Source organism: Georgenia sp. AZ-5 (assembly GCF_043952095.1).
GTDB lineage: Bacteria > Actinomycetota > Actinomycetes > Actinomycetales > Actinomycetaceae > Georgenia.
Genome location: NZ_JBINOU010000001.1, coordinates 4,222,319 through 4,241,837, shown reverse-complemented (window position 1 = coordinate 4,241,837; position 19,519 = coordinate 4,222,319). Strand labels below are relative to the sequence as shown.

Sequence of the window (19,519 nt, the reverse complement as noted above, 5' to 3'; positions counted from 1 at the left end):
GCGACGTGCACATGTCTGTGGTCCGTAAGGTCGTCGTCGGCGTCGTGGCCGTCGTGGTCCTGGCCCTGGTGGCCGCCGCGGCCCTCGGCACGGCGCTCGTGCGGCGGCCGCTCCCGGAGCACGACGGCACACAGACCCTGGACATCCTCGGCTCCGAGGTGCGCGTGCTGCGCGACGAGCGCGGGGTGGCCCAGGTCTACGGCTCCTCGGACGAAGACCTCATGCGCGCGCAGGGCTACGTCCACGCCCAGGACCGGTTCTTCGAGATGGACTACCGCCGGCACGTCACAGCCGGCCGCCTCTCGGAGCTGGTGGGCCAGGACGAGCGGGCGCTGGCGGCCGACCAGGTCGTGCGCACGCTCGGCTGGCGCCGCGTCGCCGAGCAGGAGTGGGATTTGCTCAGCGACGAGACCCGGGCGCTCTACGACGCCTACGCCGAGGGTGTCAACGCGTACCTGGAGGGCCGCGAGGGCTCGCGCCTGGGCGTGGAGTACACCGTCCTGGGGCTGTCCACCGACCTGCAGGAGATCGAGCCGTGGAGCCCGATCGACTCGCTGGCCTGGATGAAGACCATGGCGTGGGACCTCGGCGCCAACTTCGACGCCGAGCTCGGCCGGGCCGCCGCGCTGCGCCCCCTCGGCGGCGACGTCACCCGGGTCGAGGAGCTCTACCCGGACTACCCTGCCGCCCTCAACGCCCCCATCCTCCCCGCGTCCCCCGTGACCGCCCCGGTCCCCGCCGCGGGGGCGGCGGAGGCGGACGGGCCGACGGAGGTCGCGGCGGACGCCGGGCCCGCGCTCGCCGGCGGCGCCGGCGCCCGCGGCGCGCTCACCCGCACGGCGGCCGCCGTCTCGGCCGTGCCGGCGCTGGTGGGCGACGGCGGGGCGATCGGGTCCAACTCCTTCGTCGTGAGCGGCGAGCACACGGCCGGCGGCGCGCCCCTGCTCGCCAACGACCCCCACCTGGGCCTGGCCAGCCCGGGCACCTGGTACCAGGTCGGGCTGCACTGCACCGAGCTGTCGGAGGAGTGCACCTTCGACGTCGCCGGCTTCAGCTTCTCCGGGATGCCGGGGGTCATGATCGGCCAGAACGCCGACCTCGCGTGGGGGCTGACGAACCTGGGCTCCGACGCCATGGACCTGACCCTCGAGCGCGTGTACGAGGACGGCACCTACCTCAAGGACGGCGCGCGCGTCCCGCTCGAGCAGCGCCGGGAGACCATCGAGATCAACGGCGGCGCGCCCGTCGTCGTCACCGTGGCGAGCACCGAGCACGGCCCGATCGTCTCCGAGGCGCTCCCCGCCACGGGGGTGGCGGGGACGGTCCCGGTGCCCGAGGGAGCGCCACCCGCCGGCTTCTCCGGCTACGTCGTCGCCCTGCGGTGGACCGCGCTAGAGCCCGGCCGGTGGGCGGAAGCCGTCCTCGCCCTCAACCGCGCCGCCACCGCCGACGACGTCGCCGCCGCGGCCGCCCTCCTCGACGCCCCCTCGCAGAACATCGTCTTCGCCACGGCCGACGGCGACATCGGCTACCAGGCGGCGGGACGCGTCCCCGTGCGCGCCGCCGTCGCCGGCGCTCCCGTGCCGTCCGACGGCTCCTGGCCGCGGCCGGGCTGGGACTCCCGCTACGACTGGCAGGGGTACGTCCCGCCGGATGCGCTCCCCGCGGCGCTCAACCCCGCGGAGGGCTTCGTCGTCGCGGCGAACCAGGCGGTCACGGCCGACGGCGCCGGCCCGTTCCTGACGACGGACTGGGACGCCGGCTACCGCGCGTCCCGCGTCCGCACGCTGCTCGAGGAGGGGCTCGCCAACGGCGAGAAGCTCGACGTGGACGCCGCCAACGCGATCATGGTGGACGACGCCAGCCCCGCCGGGCCGGTGCTCGTGCCCGACCTGCTGGAGGTCGACGTCGAGGACGAGTTCGTCGCCGAGGCCGTGGAGCTCCTTCAGGACTGGGCGGCGCGGGGCTACCCGACGTCAGTGGACTCCCCGGGCGCCGCCTACTTCAACGCGGTGTGGTCCACCCTGCTCCAGCTCACCTTCGCCGACGACCTGCCGGCCTCGCAGGCCCCGGACGGGGGGTCGCGGTGGCTGCGGGTGGTGCAGACGCTCATGGAGGACCCACAGAACCCCTGGTGGGACGACCGGACCACCGTCGACGTCGTCGAGGGGCGCGACGAGATGCTGCGCCAGGCCCTGGTGGCCGCGCGGCACCAGCTCACCAACTCGATCAGCCGGGACCCGGCGGACTGGGAGTGGGGCCAGGTGCACCAGCTGCGGCTGCGTCACGTCCTCGGCGACGAGATGGCGCCGGCCCTGGTGCGCCGGCTGGTCAACCCCGCCCCCATCGCCGTGCCCGGCTCCGGCACCGCGGTCAACTCCATGGCGTCGAACGCCGCCGCGCGCGACGCCCTGGGCCGGCCCGACTACGCGGTGACCAGCGGGCCGTCCATGCGGATGGTCGCCGACCTCGGCGACCGGGACGCCTCGACCTGGGTGGGCGGGCCCGGCACCTCGGGGCACCCGGGGTCCGTGCACTACACCGACCAGCTCCGCGCCTGGGCCGAGGGGGAGACCTATCCCTGGCCGGTCAGCCGCGGGGTGGTGGAGGAGGCGGCGGCCGCCGAGCTCGTGCTGCGCCCGCCGGAGTAGCGGCGGGCGCCGTCAGCGCTCGGCGTGCTCGTCGGGCCCGGCCCCGGCCCGGGCGGCGAGCGCCTCGGCGCGGAAGGTCGAGCCCTCCAGCAGGAACCACTGCGCGGGCGTGATCACCGCGGTGACCGGCACGTCGTGCGGCGCGACGGGGAGCAGCACGTCGGCGATGAGCTCGTCGTCGTAGACCATCGCGAATACCGGGGTGCCGGGCCGCGTGTGCCGGAGCACGCGGTCGTACCAGCCGCCGCCCTGGCCCAGCCGGGTCCCGGCCGCGTCGACGGCGAGCGCCGGGGCGATCACGACCTGCGCCTCGGCCACCGCCTCAGCGGGCATCACCGGCCCGGAGGGCTCCGGCGGCCGCCCCGGCGCCCGGACCTGGAGGTCCTCCAGCGTCTTGTACTCGGCCCAGGTGCGCGCCAGCCCGGGACCCAGCACGGGCAGCAGCACCCGGACCCCGCTCGACGCCAGGGCCTCCAGCAGCTCCAGCGATCTCGGCTCGTCCTTGCGGGAGACGTACGCGGCCACGCAGCCCGCGCCGTCCACGGCCTCGACGGCGTGGTCCGCGAAGGCCGCCCCGGCCTCCTGCCGCTCGCGCTCCGGGCGCTGGGCGCGGGCCTCGCGGACGACCTGCCTGAGCATCTGCTTCGCGTCCTCCGCCTCGTAGCCGTCGGTGCGGGGCAAGGACAGTTGCGGACGCTGCATGCGCACAGTCTCCCAGCCGCCCGGGGCGCCGGGCCACCGAATCGTCCACGTTCCGCCTGTCGCGAACCTGGGCGCAACCGGTTCCGCGTGGGGCGAAGTACCCGGTGGACGGGGGCGACGGCGGCCGCGCAGGCCGATAGCCTCGGGCCATGTCTGCGAACTCCACGAACACGTCCGCTCCCGTCCGTAAGGCAGTGATCCCCGTCGCGGGTCGCGGCACCCGTTTCCTGCCCGCCACCAAGGCGATGCCCAAGGAGATGCTGCCGGTGGTCGACAAGCCGGCCGTGGAGTACGTGGTGGAGGAGGTCTCCGGCGCGGGGATCACCGACGTCCTGCTCGTCACCGGCCGCGGCAAGGGCGCCATCGAGGACCACTTCGACCACACCCGCGAGCTCGAGACGGCGCTCGAGCGCAAGGGCGACACCGAGAAGCTCGAGGCCGTCAAGCGCTCCACCAACCTCGCCCACATCCACTTCGTGCGGCAGGGCGAGCCCAAGGGCCTCGGCCACGCGGTCCTGCAGGGCAAGGACCACGTCGCGGGCGAGCCGTTCGCCGTCCTGCTCGGCGATGACCTCATCGACGCGCGCGACCCGCTGCTCACCGACATGATCGCCGTCCGCGAGCGGCTCGGCGGCTCGGTCGTCGCCCTGCTCGAGGTCGACCCCGCACAGATCAACCTCTACGGCGCCGCCGCCGTCGAGGGTGTCGAGGCCACGGGCATCGGCTCGCTGGGCGAGGGCGACGTCGTGCGCGTCACCGAGCTCGTCGAGAAGCCCCCGGTGGACGAGGCGCCGTCCAACCTCGCCGTCATCGGCCGCTACGTCCTGGACCCCGCCGTGTTCGGGGTGCTGGAGAACACCGCGCCCGGCCGCGGCGGCGAGATCCAGCTGACGGACGCCCTGCAGACCCTCGCGGGCATGGACCCCGCCGAGGGCGGTGGCGTCTACGGCGTCGTCTTCCGCGGCCGCCGCTACGACACCGGCGACAAGCTGGACTACCTCAAGGCCGTCGTGCAGCTGGCCTGCGACCGGGAGGACCTCGGCCCGGACTTCGGCGCCTGGCTCGGCGAGTACGTGGCCAGGCGCAGGGTCGAGCTCGGCTCCGACCCGGACGCGGCCGGCCGCGCCGCCGAGCCCGTGCCGGGGACGCCGAGCGCCAGGTGAGGACCGTCCAGGACCACCTGGGCGCGTGCCTGGCGGCCGTCGGCCCGCTGCCCCCGCTCGAGGTCGTGCTGGCCGACGCGGTCGGCTGCGTCCTCGCCGAGGACGTCCAGGCCGCCGGTGACCTGCCCGTCGCCGACCTGGCCGCGGTCGACGGCTATGCCGTGCGGGCGGGCGACGTCGTCGAGGCCCGCCCGGACCGCCCGGTGACGCTGCGGGTGACGGACGAGCTGCGGGCCGGGCAGGTCGAGCGCCTCCGGCTGGTCTCCCGGGCCGCGGTGCGGATCGCCTCCGGGGCCCCCGTGCCGGTGGAGGCCGACGCCGTCGTCCCGGCGGAGCAGACGGACTTCGGTGCGGCCGAGGTGGCCGTGCGCACCGCCGTGGTCAGCGGCGAGAACGTCCGCCGGCGCGCCGAGGACCTGCGTGCCGGCGAGATCGTGCTGCCGGCCGGGGAGCGGGTCGGCGCGCGGCAGGTGGCGCTGCTGGCCGCGGTGGGCCGGGGCCGGGCCAGCGTGCACCCGCGACCCCGGGTCGTGATCGTCTCGGTGGGCGACGAGCTCGTCGAGCCGGGCCGGCCCGCGCAGCCCGGCCAGGTCTACGACGCCAACGGGCACGCGCTCGCCACCGCGGTGCAGGACGCCGGCGCCACCACCTTCCGGGTGGCGGCGGTCCCCGACGAGCGGCGACGGCTGCGTGAGACGCTCGAGGACCAGCTGGTGCGCGCCGACCTGGTGATCACCACCGGCGGGCTGAGCTACGGCGCCAACGACACCGTCAAGGAGGTGCTCGGGCCGCTGGGTACCGTGCGCTTCGACAACGTGGCGATGTGGCCCGGCCGCCAGCTCGGCGTGGGGCACGTCGGCGAGGGGACCCCCATCTTCTCCCTGCCCGGCGACCCCGTGGCGGTCCAGGTGGCGTTCGAGACGTTCGTGCGCCCGGCGCTGCGCAAGATGGCCGGGTACACCGAGCTCTACCGCCCGTCGGTCGCCGCGACCGTCACGTCGGGGTGGTACTCCCCGGCGGGCCGGCGCGAGTTCGTCCGGGTGCACGTCACGGGCGCGCCCGCCGGCGGCTACCGCGCCGAGCCGGTCGGCGCCCCGGCCGCCCTGCTGCTCTCCGCCCTCGCCCGGGCCAACGCGTTCGCCGTCGTGCCGGAGGACCTCACCCACGTGACGGCGGGGGACCGGCTGCACTGCCTCCTGCTGGACGAGTGAGGGCGCGATGACGGCGGAGTGGCCGGTGCGGTGGCCGCTGACGCTGACGGAGGACCGCCTGCTGCTGCGCCCGCTGCACCGCCGCGACCAGCGCGCCTGGGAGGAGGTGCGCCGGGTCAACGCCGAGTGGCTCGCGCCCTGGGAGGCCACCTCGCCGACCGGGGAGCCGCCGTCGACCTTCCGCGAGTACGTGCGCGCCCTGGAGCGGCAGGCCCGCGAGGGCCGGGCGCTGCCGTTCGTCATGGAGCTCGACGGCCTCCTCGCCGGGCAGCTGACCGTCTCCTCCATCACCCGCGGGTCCTTCTGCTCCGCCACGATCGGGTACTGGGTCGACCGGCGGGCCGCCGGGCGGGGCGTGGTGCCCACGGCGGTGGCGATGGCGTGCGACTTCTGCTGGTTCGAGGCGGGGCTGCACCGCATCGAGATCAACATCCGCCCGGAGAACGGGCCCTCCCTGCGGGTGGTGGAGAAGCTCGGCTTTCGCGACGAGGGGCTGCGACGCCGCCTCCTGCACATCCAGGGCGACTGGCGCGACCACCGCTCCTTCGCGCTCACCGCCGAGGAGGTGCCCGGCGGGTTGCTGCGCCGCTGGCGGGCGGCCGGCGGGGGCCTGCGGTAGCCGCCGCGCCGGGTTTTCGGCCGCATCCCGCGCGAGACACGCCGCGGACGGTCACGTCCGGCGCGTCGCGGCCCGCCTAGCGTTGAGCCGTGGAGATCCAGGGTTACGTCGTCATGGCGCTGACCCTGCTCCTCCTGGGCTACCTGCTGCCGACGCTGGTGCGCAACAGGCAGCTGCTGCTCGACTCCCGCGTGGGGGACCGGTTCTCCGGCGACCTACGGATCCTGGCCACGACCGGCCCGGGGCGGACCGCCCGGACCGACGGGACGCACCACGGCCCGCAGGCCACGCGCCCCTACCTGCACGACCCAGCCCGACGACCGGAGGCACCCGTGAACAGGCCTCACGCTCGCACCGAGAGTGCCGCCGAGGACGCGCGCGCCCTTGCGGCCGCGCGCGCCGCTCGGGCGGCCCGGGTGGCTCGCCGCGCCGCCGCCGTCCGCCGTCACCGCGCTTTGACCGTCCTGCTGCTGCTCGCCGCCGTCGCCGGCTGGGCGGCCTTCGCCCTGGCGTCGACGCCGTGGCCGCTGGGGGCCGCTCCGACCCTGCTGCTGGTCGTGGTGCTGGACCTGGGCCGCCGCACCGCCGCCAAGGCCCGCGCCCACGACCGGCGGGACCGCGCGGAGATGGCCCGGCTCGAGGCGCGGCTGCGCGCGCTGCCCCGCCGCGGCGAGGAGACGCCTCCCGCCCCGTCCCGGCTTGCCGGGACCCGCACGCGCGGCGCCCTGCCGCCCGCGGCGGCCCGTCCGGCGGGTCTGTCCGGGGCCCGCCCGGCCGGCGCCACCGCAGCGCCGGCGACGCCGCGGCCCGCCGCGCACGACACCGGCGCCGCTGCCACTGACGCGCCCGACACCGGCGACGCGGCCACTGACGACGCGCCGGTCGGGTCAGCCGCCCAGGGTGACGACGGCGGCGCGACGCCCCGCGAGCCCCGGCCCGAGGGCGCCCCCGCCGATCGCACCCCCGCCGCCGATCGCACCCATGTCACCGGCCGCGCCCCCGGTGCCGACCGCGCCACCGCCGGATCGGGCGCCGTGCCCGCCAGCGACCCCGAGCGCGCGACCGGGAACTCCGCCCGCGCCGCCGGGCGAAGCTCCGCGCCGGCCGGCACTCACGCCCCGGACGCCGAGCCGGCGCCCGGCCGGGCGCGCTCCGCCGCCCCGCCCGACCGGGCGGCCGCCGCTCCGGCCACCGACCACGGCGACCCCGCGCCCGATGTGCGCCGGGTCGTGGCCAGCCCCCTCGCGCCCGCCCTGGACCGCCGCGCCTACGAGGCGCCGGCGGGCGCAGCGTGGACCCCGATGCCCGTCCCCGTCCCGTCGTACACCCTCAAGCCGGCCCTGCCCCGCCGCGACGTCGACCCGTACACCGACGAGGTCGCGACGCCGTCCGCCGCCGTGCCGCAGCGGCCGACGGCCGCCTCGCCCGCGACCGCCGCGGCGGTGCTGGCCGAGCCGGTCGCCGTCACGCTCGACCTCGATGCCGTGCTCGCGCGCCGCCGCGCCGCGGGGGAGTGACCAAGGCAACGTCCTTGCAGCCACGTTCCGATTTCGCATCACGGGGCGGGCCGGTGCTAAACTCGCGGTGCCCGCAAGGGCTGAGGGGCTATGGCGCAGTTGGTAGCGCGTCTCGTTCGCAATGAGAAGGTCGGGGGTTCGAATCCCCCTAGCTCCACTCCTTGAAGGCCGTTGGTCGGGGTAAACGCCCTGGTCAGCGGCCTTCGGCATTCCCGGGAGTCCTCGACCGAGAGGACCGAAAACCCCGTGATTCCACGCGAGATTCCACGCGTGAGCATCCAGACGCTGCCCACGGATGCCCATGACCGACCCCCAGTGCCGGCGGTCGTCGCGCACCTGACGGGCGTGGACGAGCAGACCGAACCCCGACTGGATCGCACGCCGATGTGGACCCTCGACGAGCTGTGCGCGAAGGTCCACACCACTCCCGCCACGGTGCACACCTGGCGCAAGCGCGGGACTGCCCCGAAGGCGTACCGCATCGGTCGGCACCTGATGTTCGACGAGGCCGATGTCAAGGCTTGGCTCGAGGCGCGTGCGACGGCGGCCGCAGACGAGCCGCACTCCGACGCCGGGTCGGGGTGGTGAGGGCGGTGGCTCATGACATGCTCAAGCCCGGCGAGCACGGTGAGATCTTCATCTCGCGGCACAAGAGCGGGTCGTACCAGGCGCGCGTACGCGTTCGCCTGCTCAACGGCGAGGTCACCCAGGTCTCCCGGAACCGGAAGAGCGGGCCGGCTGCGCGCTTGGCGGTCCAGGCCGAGATCGACGCGCTTCTCAACGCGCCGAGAGGGTCGGCCCAGCTCAAGCCTGACAGCCGAGTCGGCCTGGCGGCGCGGCAGTGGATCGACGAGCTGCGCGTGCAGTCCATGTGGCCCAATCCGCCGCGGCGCCCGCAGACGGTCGATGAGTACGAGCGGCTGCTCGGTATGCACCTGGTGCCGAAGCTCGGCAAGTATCGACTCCACGAGCTGACCACTGCGGTCTGCCAGGACTGGATCAACTCGATCATCGACGGCGGCACGAAGGGCCCGTACGACATGGTCGTGACCGCCGTACAGATCCGCGGTGCATTCAAGGCCGTGCTGGACCGCGCGATCGTGCACGACGCACTGCGGTTCAACCCGATGGACAAGACCACGACGCCGAGGCGGAAGGTGCCTGACCCGAAGGCGATGACCGTCTCCGACGTGTACCGGCTCCGGAAGGCGGTCCGTGACTGGGAGGCCGCCCGACAGGGGCGGTCTGGGCCGCGCCCGACGGGGCATGTGCCAGCCGCAGTGGACGTGATGCTCGGGACAGGGCTGCGCATCGGCGAGGCCCTCGCCCTCAACTGGGGCGAGGTGAACCTGAGCCCGGATGGACTGCCGACCATCGCGGTCGACGCAACGCTCGTGGACATCAAGGGGAAAGGCACCATCCGGCAGGAGATGCCGAAGACCGACGCCGGGAAGCGGACGATCATCATTCCGAGGTTCACGGTCGAGTCGCTAGAGGCGATTCGCCCCGAGACCACAACGGCGGAGATGCCGGTATTCCCATCTCGCCAGTTCAAGGATGGTCGGGCGTCGATGACGCCGCAGACGCCGCACAACGTCCGAAGGACCCTCAGGGCGGCTCTCGAGCTCGCCCACATGAAGGGCGAGGTCCATCCGCACCTGCTGCGCTCGACCGTGGCCACCTTTGTCGCGCGCGAGCGGGGGACCGCTGATGCCGCGACGCTGCTCGGGCACAAGATCAACGGTGGTGTCACCGCCAGGCACTACATCGAGCGGCTTCGGCTCGCGCCCGATACCTCGGCCGTGCTGCAGGCCATGGTCGAGATCGGCGAGGAGCAGGCCGTGCAGGAGGCAGTCCGCGCGGTGAAGGCGGCAAAGAAGGAGACTGACCTCGAGGTTGAGCGGGGGATGGCCAGCACGATGCCGGCTACCACTGAGGAGCTGGCGGCGGCCGACGAGCAGTCCGGATGGTGAGGACGGTTCCCCCGTTACAGACATGAGCCCATGTCCTCGGATGCACGGCTTGGGCCGGCGCGCGCGACAGCATGAGGAACGCGGAAGCGGCCCGGGCTCGTGGTGAGGTGATCGGAGTCCGGCCGCCAGGCCGGCAAGTCTCAGCTCGCACCGCGTCATCAGGCTCAAGCCCCACCCCCGTCCTCCTGCCGACGGTGCTCGGCGGCAAGTTGCCAAGCACGCTGGCGGGTGTGTGCACGGTCGAGGATGTCGTCGGCTACGAAAGCGGCGAAGTCCGCATCCCGGTTGGTGATGACCCGCTCTTCCGGTGTCTCAGTCGCTTCTTCCCCGGGCCAGGTCGTGGTCCGGGTGGGCCGGTCGCGGTCCAAGCGGGATCCCGAGGTTGCGACCCATTCCCGCAGCCGGTTGCGGGCGTCGGCGAAGTCACGGTGCCAGGCGATCGGGGCCGACGGGGAAGCACCAGGGTCGTAGCACGCCAGCCAGTGCGTGTGCAGCGCCGAGAGCTCCCAGACGAGCTCGTCATGGCGATGCCACAACGGCGGGATCAAGGTCGGGGGCAGGCCGTAGGCGTGACGTAGCCAGTTGACCCACACATTCAGATCCAGCCACGCGACCTGCGCGTCCTCGGGCGAGAGCAGGTTCCAGTTGATCGGCGCCAGCGGCTCCTCACCCTCGTCGGGCTGCAACGTCGGCGTCGATGTCGGCCCATCCGCTCCGGCGGCGAGCAGGTCCAGCTCGTCGTCGGACATCAGGGACGGCTGGACGGGAAACGGCCAGTCAAGATCGTCGGGAGTCTCCTCGCTCATGGCCTCACAGCCCCACCGCGGCGACGGGCAGGCCGAGCGTCTCAGCCTGCACCCGGGGGCGATCGACGACATACCGGGTGCGGACCGCGTCGTGCCCGACGTGGTAGGCGACGAACTGCTCACGCGGCCCGGCGCGCCCGTCACGGTCCTCGTCGGAGGTACGGACCACCCCAGCAGCGATGATCTTGTCGCCCTTGGTGAACCGTCCGTACAGCTCCTGGGCGACGTCGTCGAACGCGACAAGCGTGCAGTACGTGTCCTTCAGCGGGGTGAACGTGCCGCCAGGGTTGCGGCGCCAGTGCGGCAGCCGAAGGCGCACCTGCACTCGGGTGGCGCCCTGTTCAGTGGACTTGGGACGGGGCACCGGGGCAGCGATGAACCCGATCAGGCACTGCTTGGTGAGGATCGACATGATCAGCTCCTATTGCCGGGAGGCGCGCTCGGGGGACCGCGCTCATCTACGAGGTGCGTGCAGGGTCTCCGGCGTTGCGCTATGTCATAGAGCACATGAGATAGAGCACATAAGCATGCTCAGAGTTGAGCACACGGCCATGTGTGACGAGTTGCCGGTTGGGCCGCGGTGCGGGCTGTGTTCGCCGATGCGGGAAGCGAGGGCTGAAGCGATGCCCGAGCATCGCGCCATCACTGGGTCGCCCACGTTCAGCGCCCTCGAGCTGCCGTCGAGGTACGCCAAGACCTCATCGCCATCGTCAACGCCGGCCTCGGAGTTGCTCGTCACCGCCCTGACCGACAACCCCGTCAGGCTGGGGGCCCGCAAGGGCCCTCGCGGCGGTCCCCTGCGACCAAGGCGCGGGCGTTCAGCTGCTCCTCGCCGTCGCTGGCCCAGTCGATGCGTACGGTCACCGGGATGGGTTCGCGTGCGCGAATGAACCTGGGGGGCACTACGTGGGAGTTGCGGATGTCCTGGATGCCGTCCCACCACGGCCGCTGCCGGTCCAAGTCCACACCCCTCATGTTGGTGGCTACCACCCACACGCCCGCACACCCCGCGTCTTGAGCATCGTTGGACACTCCCGAGAGGGGTCGGTGGAGAAACCCCCTGCCCCCACGGTAGGAGTGGGGGGCAGGGGGCTTCCCGTCTGGCCGCTCGGGCCCAGCAGAACAGACGGGCGACCCCGCCTGGCGGGGCCGTCGTGGTACCGCGTGGGAGCGTAGCGAGGAAATCGGTCGACGACGACCCTCAATAATGGGGGCGGGCAGGAAGATGGCGACGGTGGCGACTGCGTGGACGCGAGGCCTGGTGCTCGTCATCGTCGACGACGCCCGCGCCCGCCTCCGCGGCGTCTGGCTCCCCGTCTCCGACGTCCGCCGGCGTTGACCGTCAAGGCCATGGGCCGAGCTGGCGCTCGCGGGCCACGCGTGTCGGTGTGTGTCGGCGCGATGGCGGCGATCGCGCGGCTTCTTTCGTGTGTGCACCTGTGTGTGTATCTCAGTGGCAGCTGCCGCGAGGGACGGCCCACGAGAAAGGCCTCGCATCGTTGGAGCTCCAACGATGCGAGGCCTTCATCCGGCTGTGCCCCCGGAGGGACTCGGACCCCCAACCTTCTGATCCGTAGTCAGGAAGACCGGAGCGCCTGGGCGGGTCTCCTCAGCCGGCGCGCCGGCGCGAGAAGAGGTCCGCGCTGCTGACCACGCGGTCCGCGCGTGACGCGTCTGCGTCGTCGCGCTTCACAAGGCCCATCAGTCCGCGCAAGAGGAACAGCATCCTCGAGATCCCGTGCAGCCAAAGCAGCACGCCGAGCTCGAAGAGCCACGGGCCCACGATCGACATCGCGGTGACGGCAGCCGCCAACGAGGCGATCGTTGCCGCAAACGACGAGGCGATGACGGACAGCCACGATGCCCTCAGTTCCGCCCCACCGGCTGTGCGGAACTTCCTGAACGACTGGGAGCTGGTGGTGAGACCGAAGACGATTACGACTCCGGCGAAGCCAGCTGATGTAGCGGCTGCGCCTGACAGTGCCAGGTACACGGATCGTGCGGGCTCACCGTCAGCAGGCACACCATCGGGAAGCGCGCTGCTCCAGAAGTTGAGCGACGGGTATCGGATCGACATAAGCGCATGTGCGACCACCGCCGCGAACATCGCGATCGTCACGACAGAGGGGCGGTCGACCAGCACACCGAGGATGCGTCGTGGCATAGAGACCCACCTTTCTATCGGCCTAGGCTACTGCTCCCGGTCCGCTCGGAATGCGTCAATGCCCTCGACTCTCGGTCTTCTCGAAAGGCGTCAATGGCCTCGAGAGCAGCCCCCACCATGCCGCTTGGAGATGGCCGCTCCATCTCCGACTCTCCGACCGTCACCGTATGAGTGATCACATCCTTGACGAAGTCGATGTGCTGGCGGCGAATGCCGTTGTTGTGCGGTACGACGACGGTGCCCTTCGCCTTCTTGACACCGGGCCGCCCCGCGAGCTGTTGCAGGCCGGTACGAAGATCGTCCGACTCCCCGTCGAGCGGCGTGAGCCCCCCAAAGGAAAGCTCGAGGTCGATAGTCGCTTCCCCGTGGGCGGCGGCGCTCGCTTCGCGGAGGGCAGTCAGCACCCGACCATCGCCTTCCGGGACGTCGACGTGCCGGTCCAACTTCACGTTGAGCTTTGTGACTGCCACCGCCCGATCCAGCTTCGCGGCCGCGTCCTGGCGGAGGATGGGGGTGAGGGTGATGGTGGCCCCAACCTCGATTCCGAAGACCAGGCGGCTGATCCACTTCTCGACTGCCGAGAGGGTGGGGCCGCCTGAGGTGCGGATGGTTGCAACCGTGTTCCCCGGGCCGAACGGGACCAGATACATCGGCTCGACCAATCGGAGGCCCTCGGGGAGGGGGCCGGTCTGGTCGTCACCGAACTCGTGGTCCGGGAAGTCGGACTCCTTGCGGCGCCGCCCGAAGTAGATATAGGGCGTCCCGTCGACCTCGCTCGCCAGGCCGAAGTAGTCGGTGCCTCGAACCGTAATGCGTCGCTCCTCAGCGGGCCGACCGCTGGCCTCCTGATGCAGGTAGTGCCAGAAGTCAGCGTCCGCGAGCCGGATGTTCGAGCCCTCCTCGATCCACGGCTCATAGAACCGGACCAGCCGTGTCTTGCCTGCCGCCATTGGTGGGCACTCCTCACTCGTCTGTTGGGTCGCTTCGTCGTCGACCGCTGAGATTATGCCCCCATTATCGGCCGATATACCTCTAGGTTGAGCGCTAAGCGGGCCTCGGCCGACAGGAGACTGGGGGGTGAGCGGGGGAGTGGGGCGGGCAGCGTCGAGCGCCCCCGCCTCGAGTGCCTCCCGCTCACGGCTGCTGCACGTGTGCTGCACGCCCCGGTCAGTGCGAGAACCATTCTTACCAAAATGGCGCTGTATCAGTGGAAAACGGGTGCCCCCGGCAGGACTCGAACCTGCAACCTACGGATTAGAAGTCCGACAGCCTCAACTGCGCCGAAACAGTTCCTCGATCTGGCGCCGCTCTGCTGCGATCTCCACAGCATCGTGGCGAGCGGTCCAGGGGCGCAGATCGGTGATCATCGGCGCGGCTGCGCGCAGGAGTGTGAGCGAGGTCCCGAACGGCAAGGTGCGGATGGCTTCGGGCGGCATGATCGGTACCCTGCGGGTGGAGATCTGCAGGGACCGGGAGCCGTAGTCACCGACGGAAATGGTGTCCGTGTTCTCGTCGCGGTCGCCGATGAGTGCCGACAGATCTTGCAGGTCACGGGCGACGGCACCGCCGCCCAGGATGATCTTGACGATGGCAGCGTCCCACATGGTGCCGGCCCTCTCGTCGCCCCACTTGCCTCGGGCCTGGGCCAGGGACTGCAGGACGGGCATGGTGGTGATCCCGGACCCGCCGCCGTCGGACATCAGGTCGGGCAACGAGGGGATGGGGGCGAGGTTGCCGATCTCGTCCAGGGCGAGGAGCAGCGGTGGGTCCAGACGTGCGCTGGGGGAGCGGGCGGCCAGTCGTTTAGCGGTCTCGACGAGGTCCTCGATGAATGCCGCGACGAGTGGGCCGGCGGCTCCGGCGCCGGCGGAGGTGGCGAGCAGGTAGACGGTGCCGTTGTCGCGCAGGAAAGTCTCGGGGTCGAACTGGTCATCGGGGGCGGGCGAGACGGCGTCCAGGACGCGCGGATCGGCGAGGCAGCCCAGCGCGAGGGATACGCCCATCCAGACCGAGTCGCGGGTGCGCGGGTCGGCGTGGATCGCCGACTCCAGGGCAGCGGACCAGCCGGGAGCTGCTTCCGGGTGTGAGGCGAGGATCGCGACGGCGTCGGCGGCCGCCGATGGGGACAGGGACCAGGAGAACAGCTCGCGGGCACCACACCCGCCGAGCGCCGCCGCGTGCAGGAGCTGCTGGAGCGCGGCACGGGTCTTGCCCTCCCAGAACCCGCCCGACTCCACCCCGCCGGTGGACAGCCCGGTCGCGGCGGCCAGGCCGTGGGCGCGGGTCATCGCGGTCTGTGGGGACTGGCAGCCGCGCACGGGGGACCAGCGCAGCCCGGACGTGATGCCGTCGGCCAGGTGTTGGGGGTCGAATACGGCTATGGGTCCGCGACGGCCACGCGCGGTAAGGGTCGTGGTGAGGTTGTCCGGGCGGGTGGACGTCGTGATGACCGCGCCGGGGGCGTCCAGGATCGCGTTGATGACGATGTGCAGGCCCTTGCCGGAACGGGGCGGGCCGAGCAGCAGGATCGAGTCCTCGACCGATGCCCACACGTCCCGGCCCCGGCAGCGGCCGAGAAGGTAGCCGACCTGGTGCGGCTTGGGCCGCTCGAGCGATGGGCGCAGGTTGCCGCGGGCCAGGAGTGCCTTGGTGGACGCGATCTTGGCCACCTGCTGGGTGGTGGCTGTCCCGGCCACCCGGCGCGGGTCCTTGGTGGTGGGGCGGAGGGTCCTGACGAGCCTGTACACGCCCCACGCGGCGGCGGCAAGTAGCGCCAGGATGAGGGCGACGACGATCCAGTACACGACTCGGTTCAGCCCCGGCGCATCGAGGGCGGCAGCGGGGTCTGCGGGGTGCAGCAGGACCCCCACCCCGGCCTCGGCGCCGCCGGTCGGCGGGTCGGTGCCGGTGAGGAACGCGGTGACGGTGCCGGCCAGGCGCAGCAGTCCGGCAAGCGCAGCCATGGAGACTACGACGATGAGGCCGAGGTTGGTCAGCTCGTCCCCGGCGGGGCGGGTCGGGCTCGGGGCGCTCATGCTGCACCGTTGCCGGTCGCGTCGTGGGGGTCAGAGACGACGATCGTCCCGGACGTGCGTCCGAACAACACCAGCAGTCCCGGAGCCCGCGCGAGCAGCGACGGCGGCAGCCGCAAGGATGCGCACCCGTCGACGCCGGCGGGTTGGGTCGAGACGACGACGGCCACGCACACCTGCTCCCCGGGCAGGAACCCGGACCCAAGGAGGCCGAACCCGAACGGTGCCAACGGCGATCGCCCTGGACCGGAAGTCGACGGAGCAGCGACAGGAGCCTTAGACCGCGGCGCCGATGTGGCGGGCGGGGTCGGGGTGATGATGTCGGTGAATGGTTCGATCCCGTGCTGGTGGACATCGACCCGTACGGGGCAGTCGAGCTCGGTGGCGAGGCCGGCGACGACGTCCCGCAGGTCGCCCGCGCGCAGCGGCCGGGCGGGCTCGGGCACCTGGACGGGGGAGCCGTCGACTGTGACGTGCAGGTGCTCGTCGGCGTCTATCCGGGCAAGGACGCGCGGCAGCACGACCGGCACCTTCGTCTGCGGGCGCCTCACAATGTCACCGCCTGACGCGATGGCACCGACACCTGGGCTCCAGAACGCTGCGCAGTCGGAGCCTCGTACCGCAAACCGGGCGGGGCGCCGTCGGGGACCTTGAGCGTCTCCAGCCGGTCGAGGATCTGTACCGCCATCGAGCGCACCCGTTCGGCGGTCGAGGCGACAACCTCCACCGGGTCACGTCCTTCCACGCTGGTCGCCCAGGCGGTGACGTACGGGACCGTGTACGCCGAGGTGTCGAGGCCGTGCGCGGCGAGCGTCATCAGCGCAACACTTTCGGCCTCGACCTCCGCGATCCCGCGGTGGCTCACCCCTTCGTCACTGGCTCCCTGCAGCACGTGCCCGAGCTCATGGGCGAGGGTTTTGCAACGCGCTAGCTCGCCCATGTCGTCGCGGACCGAGACGACCTTTGTTGCGAAGTTGGTCAGCCCGTTCGCTTCACCGATCCCGGCGGCGTTCGGCACCCGGCGTAACGCGTACCCGTGGTCGAAGATCTGCGCCGCCAGGCCGTCCCACAGCCCTTCGGGCGCCTGCCCTTCGAGGAGCTTGGGCATGGGAGGCAGCGGGATCGGCTCGCCCTGGGTCTGTGAGATGTCCCAGACGTAGGTCGGGCGGACGTTGACGACTTTGGACCGCATGGCCTCGCCGTCGGCGGGACCCTCCCCCCGGCCGAGGCGCCGCCACGAACCCGGATCGGTGGGGTTGTCGGAGGCGAACTTGGCGGTGACAGGAGCCAGGATCATGTACCCGGACTGCCCCTTGACCACGTGTCGGCCCAGGCTCAGCCACTGGTGGTAGCCCGCGACGTAGGTAGGGGTCGGCTCCGGCACACGCCCGGCCACGTAGGCCTCGGTGTGGGCCAACCAGATCAACAGGGTGTTGTTGAAGCTTCGCGACCTGAACCGCGCGGCGAACTCGATCGCGCGCTGCCAGTCAGCCCCGGAGACCAGGGCGCCGACGGCATCGGCAAGCTTGGCGTGTGCGGCCTCAAGCTTCGCCTCCCGGGCGGCGACCTTCTCCCCGTGAGACATCGACTTGCGGTACATCGGGTCCTCCCTCCGAACGGGTTCTGTGAGGAAGGTGTGCGGCGTGCCCCGGGGGCCCTTGGCTATGCCGGGCTTCGGTCGGTCCGTTCTCGTGAGCCCCAGTTCACAGTCCGCGGGCCCGCTGGCCCGTCTCGTAGAGCCGCGCCTCGTCGGGGTGTAGCTGGTGCTGCGCCAAGAACGACCTGTCGCGGATGCGCCACAGTCCTTGGCCGACGCCGAGAGTGGGCAGCAAGGAAGCCTCGGTCCGGTTCAACCCGAGCGCGGCGGCGGTCGGTCCGAGCTGGTCGGTCTCCTGCCGGTAGATGATCCGGGTCTCGGCGTTGGCGAGCAGGCTCTGTGCCAGGGCGCGGTTGGCGCTGCCGTGGTCGCCGACGTTGTCCAGGTCGGACAGCTTGTGGAACACCAGCAAGTTCGCGATGCCGTAGTGCCGGGCGAGCCTCCAGTGGGCGTCCATGCGGCGCAGCAGCGCTGGGTGCTGCATGAGCCGCCACGCCTCGTCGTAAACCACCCAGCGCTGCCCGCCCCCAGGGTCGAGCAGCGCGGACTTCATCCACGCCGACGCGCACGTCATCAGCACCGAGATCAGCGTCGCATTCTCCGTAACTCGCGACAGGTCCAGAGAGACCATCGGCAGATTCGGGTCAAAAGCGACGGTGGACGGCCCGTCGAACAGCCCCGCGAGGTCGCCGGCCACCAGGCGGCGCAGCGCGTGCCCGGCGTGACGCCCGTCTTCGGCCAGGCGCCGGTCGGTGTCATCCCGCTGGTCGGGGTGGAGCAGGTGATCGACGACGGCAGGCAGCACCGGCACCCCCACCGAGCGCAGGGTGGCGGTCAAGGCGGTGTCGATCGCGGTGTGCTCGAGCGGGGTCAACCGCCGTTCGAGCACGGTCTCGGCCAGCGCGCCGAGCAGGTCGCGGCGCCGGGCATCGACCTGCGCGGCCCACGAGTGGTCGTCGAAGCCGGCAGGGCGCTGGCCTTCGTCGAGCGGGTTCAGCCGGCTCGGCATGCCCTGCCCGAGCTTGATCGCACGTCCGCCGACGGCTTCGGCAACCGCGGTGTGCTCGCCCTTGGGGTCGCCGGGTACGTACACACGCCGCCCGAACGGGATCGACCGCACGTACAGCGACTTGGCCAGCGCTGACTTCCCGGACCCCACGATCCCGGCGAGGACCACGTTGGGTGCGGTTATCAGTCCTCGCTGGTACAGAACCCAGGGGTCGTAGACGAACGAGGAGCCGGAGTACAGATCTTGACCGACGAAGACTCCATCGGCACCGAGGCCGCCCTCGGCCAGGAACGGGTAAGCGCCCGCCCAGGTAGCCGAGGTGTCCTGGTGGCGTGGGATCCGCAGACGGCCGTGGGTGCGCAGGGCCGCTGGTCCGGGTTCCCCGGCGGCCGGCAGGATCACCGTCGAGCGTCGCTCGGCCCGCTCCGTGGCACGCTTGGCCCGTGCCTCCGCGAGCCGTGCTTCGCGATCGCGAGCCACGACCTGCGCCGCAGCGCGACGGCGGGCCTTGCGCAGCCGGCGTCGTTCCCCATCGGGGGAGACCAGGACTGCCGAGTGCAGGCGCTGGCCTGTCACAGCGCGAGTCCCGGACCACCCGGGTACGGGCCCATCCGCCGGGACACCTCTTCAGGACCGACGTTCTGCTGCGAGGACCGGGCCGGAGGCAGGATCGGGGTTGGAGGTGGTTCCCGCCGCAATGGCACGGAAGATGCCCACACGATCTTGCCCGAGTGCTTGGATGCGGCGTTCAAGTGCGCCTCGGCCTGCCCGAGCAATTGCGCTGCCCGGCGCAGCTCACCGGCAGCGGTCAGCGCGTGCGCACGCCCGGTGACCGGGCTGCCGTCCTCTCCTCGCGCCTTATCGCGGCCGTCGTGGTGCGCCGCGGCCCCCTGGTGGAGCACCTGTTCCAGGCGACGCGCCGTCGACAGCAGTTCCCCGACCACCCAGTACGTGCCCGAGGTGTCGTCGCCGAAACTTCGGGTCGCGTGGGCAAGCGCCCTCACGGCCTCAGCAGCCTCCTGCGCCGAGGGGACGGGGTTCTCATAGTCGGGCATCGGTGACCTCCCGCAGATGA

The 19,519-nt window shown here is 72.1% G+C and carries 18 protein-coding genes and 1 tRNA gene; 9 read left to right on the top strand and 10 right to left on the bottom strand.

Translation table 11 applies throughout. From position 1 onward, the window contains the following. The first annotated feature begins 11 nt into the window (after positions 1-11). Positions 12-2,651: a penicillin acylase family protein gene (locus ACF0H8_RS19655; protein ID WP_395290534.1), complete on the top strand. Its 2,640-nt coding sequence runs from the start codon at positions 12-14 to the stop codon at positions 2,649-2,651. A gap of 12 nt (positions 2,652-2,663) precedes the next feature. Here ACF0H8_RS19655 and ACF0H8_RS19650 read toward each other — a convergent pair whose 3' ends face one another. After that, positions 2,664-3,353 carry a 5-formyltetrahydrofolate cyclo-ligase gene (locus ACF0H8_RS19650; protein WP_395290533.1) on the bottom strand — a complete coding sequence of 230 codons (690 nt, stop codon included), beginning with the start codon at positions 3,351-3,353 and terminating at the stop codon, positions 2,664-2,666. Positions 3,354-3,502: 149 nt separating this feature from the next. Between ACF0H8_RS19650 and ACF0H8_RS19645 the strand changes: the two genes are divergently transcribed. From ACF0H8_RS19645 to xerC, 7 genes are all read left to right on the top strand, one after another. Then, a complete protein-coding gene (locus ACF0H8_RS19645) occupies positions 3,503-4,516 on the top strand; it encodes a UTP--glucose-1-phosphate uridylyltransferase (protein ID WP_395290532.1) in 1,014 nt (337 codons plus the stop codon). Next, entirely contained in the window at positions 4,513-5,727 is a 1,215-nt protein-coding gene (gene glp / locus ACF0H8_RS19640; RefSeq protein ID WP_395290531.1) for a gephyrin-like molybdotransferase Glp, read from the top strand. The genes ACF0H8_RS19645 and glp overlap by 4 nt, the downstream gene beginning before the upstream one ends. A 7-nt stretch (positions 5,728-5,734) precedes the next feature. Further along, positions 5,735-6,346, top strand: coding sequence for a GNAT family N-acetyltransferase (locus tag ACF0H8_RS19635; protein ID WP_395290530.1), 612 nt, complete (start codon positions 5,735-5,737; stop codon positions 6,344-6,346). Between the two features lie 89 nt (positions 6,347-6,435). Continuing rightward, entirely contained in the window at positions 6,436-7,863 is a 1,428-nt protein-coding gene (locus ACF0H8_RS19630) for a hypothetical protein (protein WP_395290529.1), read from the top strand. A gap of 84 nt (positions 7,864-7,947) precedes the next feature. After that, positions 7,948-8,020, top strand: a tRNA-Ala gene (locus ACF0H8_RS19625). A gap of 113 nt (positions 8,021-8,133) precedes the next feature. After that, positions 8,134-8,451, top strand: a complete 318-nt coding sequence (locus ACF0H8_RS19620; protein WP_395290528.1) for a helix-turn-helix transcriptional regulator — start codon at positions 8,134-8,136, stop codon at positions 8,449-8,451. Positions 8,452-8,468: 17 nt separating this feature from the next. After that, positions 8,469-9,836 carry a tyrosine recombinase XerC gene (xerC, locus tag ACF0H8_RS19615; protein WP_395290527.1) on the top strand — a complete coding sequence of 456 codons (1,368 nt, stop codon included), beginning with the start codon at positions 8,469-8,471 and terminating at the stop codon, positions 9,834-9,836. Positions 9,837-10,000: 164 nt separating this feature from the next. Here the strand turns inward: xerC and ACF0H8_RS19610 are convergent, their stop codons facing one another. The 6 genes from ACF0H8_RS19610 to ACF0H8_RS19585 form a co-directional block, all read right to left on the bottom strand. Beyond that, entirely contained in the window at positions 10,001-10,642 is a 642-nt protein-coding gene (locus tag ACF0H8_RS19610) for a hypothetical protein (RefSeq protein WP_395290526.1), read from the bottom strand. Positions 10,643-10,646: 4 nt separating this feature from the next. Continuing rightward, positions 10,647-11,054: a single-stranded DNA-binding protein gene (locus ACF0H8_RS19605; protein ID WP_395290525.1), complete on the bottom strand. Its 408-nt coding sequence runs from the start codon at positions 11,052-11,054 to the stop codon at positions 10,647-10,649. Positions 11,055-12,251: 1,197 nt separating this feature from the next. Then, positions 12,252-12,806 (bottom strand): hypothetical protein, encoded by a 555-nt coding sequence (locus ACF0H8_RS19600; RefSeq protein ID WP_395290524.1) that lies wholly within the window; start codon positions 12,804-12,806, stop codon positions 12,252-12,254. A gap of 14 nt (positions 12,807-12,820) precedes the next feature. Beyond that, a complete protein-coding gene (locus ACF0H8_RS19595) occupies positions 12,821-13,756 on the bottom strand; it encodes a hypothetical protein (RefSeq protein ID WP_395290523.1) in 936 nt (311 codons plus the stop codon). Positions 13,757-14,077: 321 nt separating this feature from the next. Then, positions 14,078-15,841, bottom strand: a complete 1,764-nt coding sequence (locus ACF0H8_RS19590) for a type IV secretory system conjugative DNA transfer family protein (protein WP_395290522.1) — start codon at positions 15,839-15,841, stop codon at positions 14,078-14,080. After that, entirely contained in the window at positions 15,838-16,008 is a 171-nt protein-coding gene (locus ACF0H8_RS19585) for a hypothetical protein (RefSeq protein ID WP_395290521.1), read from the bottom strand. The genes ACF0H8_RS19590 and ACF0H8_RS19585 overlap by 4 nt, the downstream gene beginning before the upstream one ends. Before the next feature lie 171 nt (positions 16,009-16,179). Here ACF0H8_RS19585 and ACF0H8_RS19580 point away from each other — a divergent pair, with 171 nt between their 5' ends. Then, complete coding sequence (locus ACF0H8_RS19580) at positions 16,180-16,404, top strand: hypothetical protein (RefSeq protein WP_395290520.1); 225 nt, start codon at positions 16,180-16,182, stop codon at positions 16,402-16,404. On the opposite strand, the gene ACF0H8_RS19575 is transcribed toward ACF0H8_RS19580, so the two are convergent. From ACF0H8_RS19575 to ACF0H8_RS19565, 3 genes are all read right to left on the bottom strand, one after another. After that, positions 16,386-17,438: an ArdC family protein gene (locus ACF0H8_RS19575; RefSeq protein WP_395290519.1), complete on the bottom strand. Its 1,053-nt coding sequence runs from the start codon at positions 17,436-17,438 to the stop codon at positions 16,386-16,388. The two genes, ACF0H8_RS19580 and ACF0H8_RS19575, sit on opposite strands and share 19 nt — an antisense overlap. Before the next feature lie 103 nt (positions 17,439-17,541). Next, entirely contained in the window at positions 17,542-19,020 is a 1,479-nt protein-coding gene (locus tag ACF0H8_RS19570; protein ID WP_395290518.1) for an ATP-binding protein, read from the bottom strand. Further along, positions 19,017-19,499: a hypothetical protein gene (locus tag ACF0H8_RS19565; protein ID WP_395290517.1), complete on the bottom strand. Its 483-nt coding sequence runs from the start codon at positions 19,497-19,499 to the stop codon at positions 19,017-19,019. Before ACF0H8_RS19565 ends, ACF0H8_RS19570 begins: the two co-directional genes overlap by 4 nt. Positions 19,500-19,519: the final 20 nt, after the last annotated feature.